Source organism: Nocardioides sp. (assembly GCF_036503465.1).
Taxonomy (GTDB): domain Bacteria; phylum Actinomycetota; class Actinomycetes; order Propionibacteriales; family Nocardioidaceae; genus Nocardioides.
This window is the reverse complement of sequence record NZ_DASXWU010000076.1, coordinates 1-4,377: the sequence shown is the minus strand read 5'-3', so window position 1 is coordinate 4,377 and position 4,377 is coordinate 1. Positions and strand designations below refer to the sequence as shown.

The window sequence follows — 4,377 nt, the reverse complement described above, 5'->3', positions numbered from 1 at the left end:
ACGACGTTCGCACCACCGGACATCCCGGCGTGCAGGGCGATCCAGCCGGCGTGCCGGCCCATCACCTCGACGACCAGCGCACGGTGGTGCGACTCGGCGGTGGTGTGGAGCCGGTCGATGGCCTCGCTGGCGATGTTCACGGCCGTGTCGAAGCCGAAGGTGAAGTCGGTGCCGGACAGGTCGTTGTCGATGGTCTTCGGTACGCCGACGACGTTCACGCCGAGGTCGGCCAGCCTGGTCGCGACGCCGAGCGTGTCCTCGCCACCGATCGCGACCAGTGCGTCGATGCCTCCGCTGGCGAGGTTGTCCTTGATCCGCTCGACGCCGCCCTCGATCTTGAACGGGTTGGTGCGGCTCGAGCCGAGGATCGTCCCGCCGCGGGGCAGGATGCCGCGCACCTGCGCGACCCCGAGCTCCATGGTCACCCCGTCGAGCGGGCCTTTCCAGCCGTCCCGGAAGCCGACGAACTCGAAGCCGTGGATCCCCACACCCTTGCGCACCACGGCGCGGATCACCGCGTTCAGACCGGGGCAGTCGCCGCCGCCGGTGAGGACTCCGACCCGCATGCTGCCTCCTGATGTGTGGGGGTTGGATCGTTACAAGGGCAGCCGTCAGCCTAGGGCCGGTCGCTCCCCCGGAGTCAACCGGACGCGGAGAAGCCTGCGCGCCGGTGGCAGCTGGGTGTTGCTTACCGGCTCGGCGGCACGGCCACGGCCTTGGTCTGGAGGTCGGCTCCGACCGAGAACGTTGGCCGCCAAACAGGGAAGCCACCCGTAAGCCTCGGCAAAGCCCGCACGACGTCGGGGACCTGCCGGAACCTCGACTGGATCGGACGTTCCACGAGGCGCCACGAGACTTCAGCGAGCACGAACGTGACCGCGAGCCCGGCGGCGATGCCTACCACCGTGCGGCCGCGCCCGACGGCCACCGCGAGGACGATGTAGTTCCAGAGGTAGAGACCGTAGGACCTGGACCCGAGGTACGTGAGTGGTCGACCGGCCAGGACGCCTCCCGGGTTGCAGCAGCAGGCCCAGATCAGAGTTGCTCCGAGTGGTGCAGCGACTGTCGGGACGATGACCGTCGACGCAGTGGGGCCGCTGACGAAGAAGGTCAGGGCACTCGCGACGACCGCGCCGCTGACCATCCAGGTCGGCACTTTCCACGCTCTCAGCCCACGATGTGCCAGCAGCGCGAGCAGACAGCCCAGAAGCAGAGAGGCTGCCTCGGTGTCCGAGCCGTAGTAGGCCCGCATGCTCGCGTGAAGTCCGCCGGCGACGACGAAGCGCAGGATCGTGGATGCCACGATGCCGCCGATCACGAGCGCGACCTGCACACGCCGCCACCTCATGGTGACGGCGAGTGCCGCCGGCCACAGCACGTAGAACTGCTCCTCGATCGAGAGTGACCAGGTGTGACCCAGGATGCCCATACCGCCGCTGGACGCCTGGACCCAGTTGGCGACGTAACAGATGACCGGCAACAGCGGCGGCCGACCAGACCCGAGAAGCCCGCCGATCGATGACGTGAAGAGCACGATCACGATCAATGCCGGTCCGAGACGTACGGCGCGACGCCAGTAGAAGCGGCGAAGGTCGAGCCGGCCCGTCCTCATCTGCTCCTCGACCAGCAACGAAGTGATCAGGAAGCCGGACAGGACGAAGAAGAGAGTCACGCCGGCACTGCCGAGCGGAGAGAAGCGCGTGTCGCCGCGTCCCAGTCCGAGCGCGTGACTCGCGATCACCAGCAGGATCGCCACCCCGCGCACGCCATCGAGCTCACGTCGATACCCCAGGCGCCACCCCCGCGCCCGCGCCCCCCGCGCGTCCACGCCGCAAGGATGCAGGTTGTCACCGCTATTTCTGGCGCCCCGCCGGAAATTGGGTCCGATCGGTCAGCTGAAGCCACCCGGACGGGCCTGGGGTGCGGGATAGGCCAGCCGAGCAAGCGACGGTTCTGCAGAAGTCATTCGTAGTGGGCGAGCGGGGTCGGTCACCAGGTCGTCGGCGCCTCGGCTCCGGTGTCGAGCGGCGGGCCCGGCTCGCTGACCACCTCGACCTCGGCGACGTTGGTCACCCGCTCCCGGGCCAGCGGCATCCGGGCGGCGAGCAGCACCACCAGCGCGGCCCAGACGGCGCAGAGCACGACGGCGCCGCCCCAGACCGGCAGCGCGCCCTGGTCGAGCAGCGCTGAGTACAGCAACGGCCCGACGGCGCCTGACGCACTCCAGGCCAGCTGCGTCGCGGCCATGTAGCGCCCGCGGCCGGCCGGCGGTGCGGCCTCCGCCGACAGGGCCGCCGCGACCGGCCCGGCGGTCAGCTCGCCGAGCGTGTAGACGAACGCGCCGGCCAGCACCACGACCACTCCCGCGACGACGGACAACGCGTCCGCGGCGTAGAGCATCACGAACGAGACGGCGCTGAACGTGATCGCGGTGTGCAGCACCCGCCGCCGGGCGACGCCGGTCATCCGCCGCACGACGAGCCCCTGCCCGACCCCGATCATCACCGTGTTGATCACGAACACCGCCCCCGGCACCCAGCCGGGCAGCGCGAGGGTGTCGATGAAGTAGACGGGCATCGCGACGTTGAGGGTCGTCTCGGTCAGGGCGTAGCAGAAGATCACCGCGATCAGCACGCGGTACGCAGGGTCCGCGAACGCCACCCATGGCCCTCCGCGGGCGGCTTCGTCGCGGGCCTCCCCCGCCGGACGGCCGCCGCCGGTGACGCCGAGCATGAGCCCGAACGCCACGACGTACGACGCGGCGTTGGCGAGCACCACCGACTGGTACGCCGCGCCGGAACCGACCGTGAGCGCCACCGCGGCGAGCACGCCGCCCACGCCGTACCCGGCGTTGCGCATGGCCTGGAGGAAGCCGAACCAGATCTCCCGCTCGCCGCGCTCGGTGATCTGGGTGACCATCGGTCCCAGCGCACCCCAGAAGGCCGACCGCGTCAGCGACGCCGCGAACACCAGCACGGTGACCACGGCCATCGAGTGGGCAAAGGGGTAGAGGAGGAACGCCCCCGCAGCGCCGGCGTTGCCCAGCTGCATCATCCGCTTCGGCCCGACCCGGTCGACCAGCGAGCCGAGCCACGGCACGACCGGGATCACCGCCGTGTTGGCGATCGTCATCGCCAGCCCGAGCTGGACCAGCGAGAGCGACGTCTGGTGCAGGAAGTAGAGCATCGACAGCGGCATCCAGATGCCGCTGCCGAGCGCGTCGATGGCGAGCGCCGACACGAACCTCCGATGAGGTCCGATGTCCGGGAACCCGAGCCGCTGCAGCACCTCGCCATCCTCCAACTTCAAGCGGGGTTGAGGGCAAACCCTTTGTCGTGCACTCCCGTCGTGCCCGGCTAGGTTCGGCACATGACGTTCTCCATCGTGGCGCGGTCCACCGACGGTGAGTCCTGGGGCGTGGCCGTCGCCTCCAAGTTCCTGGCCGTCGGCGCCGTCGTCCCGGCCGCCGTCGCCGGGGTCGGAGCGGTCGCCACCCAGGCCGACGCGAACGTCGCCTACAAGGGGCTGGCCCTCTCCCACCTCGACGAGGGGGCGACCGCCTCGATCGCGCTCCAGCGGCTGCTCGAGGAGGACGAGGGACGCGACGAGCGCCAGGTCGGCATCGTCGACGTCGACGGCGGCGCCGCCAGCCACACCGGGCACGCCTGCCTGGACTGGGCCGGCAGCGTGACGGGTGACGGCTACGCCATCCAGGGCAACATCCTGGCCGGCGACTTCGTCGTCGCGGCGATGCAGGACGCCTTCGAGGCCAGTGACCCCGACGAGCCGCTGGCCCGGCGGCTCCTGGCGGCCCTCGCGGCCGGCGACGACGCAGGTGGCGACCGGCGCGGGAGGCAGTCGGCGGCTCTGCTGGTCGTCAGGGAGGGCGCCGGCTACGGAGGCGGCGACGACATCGCCGTCGACCTGCGCGTCGACGAGCACCCCGACCCGGTCACCGAGCTGGCCCGCCTGCTCGACCTGAACGATCTCTACCTGACCGCCTCGACCCCTGCCGAGCAGGTCACCATCACCGACGAGCTCCAGTCCGAGATCGAGAGCCATCTGCACGCCCTCGGCTTCGACACCCTCGACGACTGGGCCGGCACCGAGAACTACGAGATGCGGGTCGGCGACACCTGGATCGACCAGCAGATCCTGGAACGCCTGCGCGACGCGTCCCGGGAGATCGGCCAGGACACCGGCCAGGACATCGGCGCCGAGTCCGCCCGGGAGTCCGCTTCGTGAGCGTGCTGGCCATCGACGCCGGCACCACCGGCGTCACCGCGGTGGTCGTCACTCCCGAAGGCCGCATCGCGGCCCGCGGCTACCAGGAGTTCCCCCAGCACTTCCCCCGGCCCGGCTGGGTCGAGCACGCGC

At 70.7% G+C, this 4,377-nt stretch carries 5 protein-coding genes; 2 read left to right on the top strand and 3 right to left on the bottom strand.

Annotated elements, in window-relative coordinates; all coding sequences use genetic code 11:
- From VGK78_RS14060 to VGK78_RS14050, 3 genes are all read right to left on the bottom strand, one after another.
- On the bottom strand, positions 1-566 hold a 566-nt coding region (locus VGK78_RS14060), incomplete at its 3' end, for an ATP-dependent 6-phosphofructokinase (RefSeq protein ID WP_331528291.1).
- A gap of 122 nt (positions 567-688) precedes the next feature.
- Positions 689-1,828, bottom strand: coding sequence for an acyltransferase family protein (locus tag VGK78_RS14055; RefSeq protein WP_331528290.1), 1,140 nt, complete (start codon positions 1,826-1,828; stop codon positions 689-691).
- Positions 1,829-1,989: 161 nt separating this feature from the next.
- Entirely contained in the window at positions 1,990-3,288 is a 1,299-nt protein-coding gene (locus VGK78_RS14050) for an MFS transporter (protein ID WP_331528289.1), read from the bottom strand.
- A gap of 81 nt (positions 3,289-3,369) precedes the next feature.
- Here VGK78_RS14050 and VGK78_RS14045 point away from each other — a divergent pair, with 81 nt between their 5' ends.
- Both VGK78_RS14045 and VGK78_RS14040 read left to right on the top strand, forming a co-directional pair.
- Positions 3,370-4,245, top strand: coding sequence for a DUF1028 domain-containing protein (locus VGK78_RS14045; RefSeq protein WP_331528288.1), 876 nt, complete (start codon positions 3,370-3,372; stop codon positions 4,243-4,245).
- Positions 4,242-4,377: FGGY family carbohydrate kinase (locus VGK78_RS14040; protein WP_331528292.1), on the top strand; the 136-nt coding region annotated here is incomplete at its 3' end. The genes VGK78_RS14045 and VGK78_RS14040, both read left to right, overlap by 4 nt.

Bases quoted from the DNA above. Each gene is read 5' to 3' on its own strand.
- VGK78_RS14045 (WP_331528288.1), top strand. From the start codon at position 3,370: ATGACGTTCTCCATCGTGGCGCGGTCCACCGACGGTGAGTCCTGGGGC.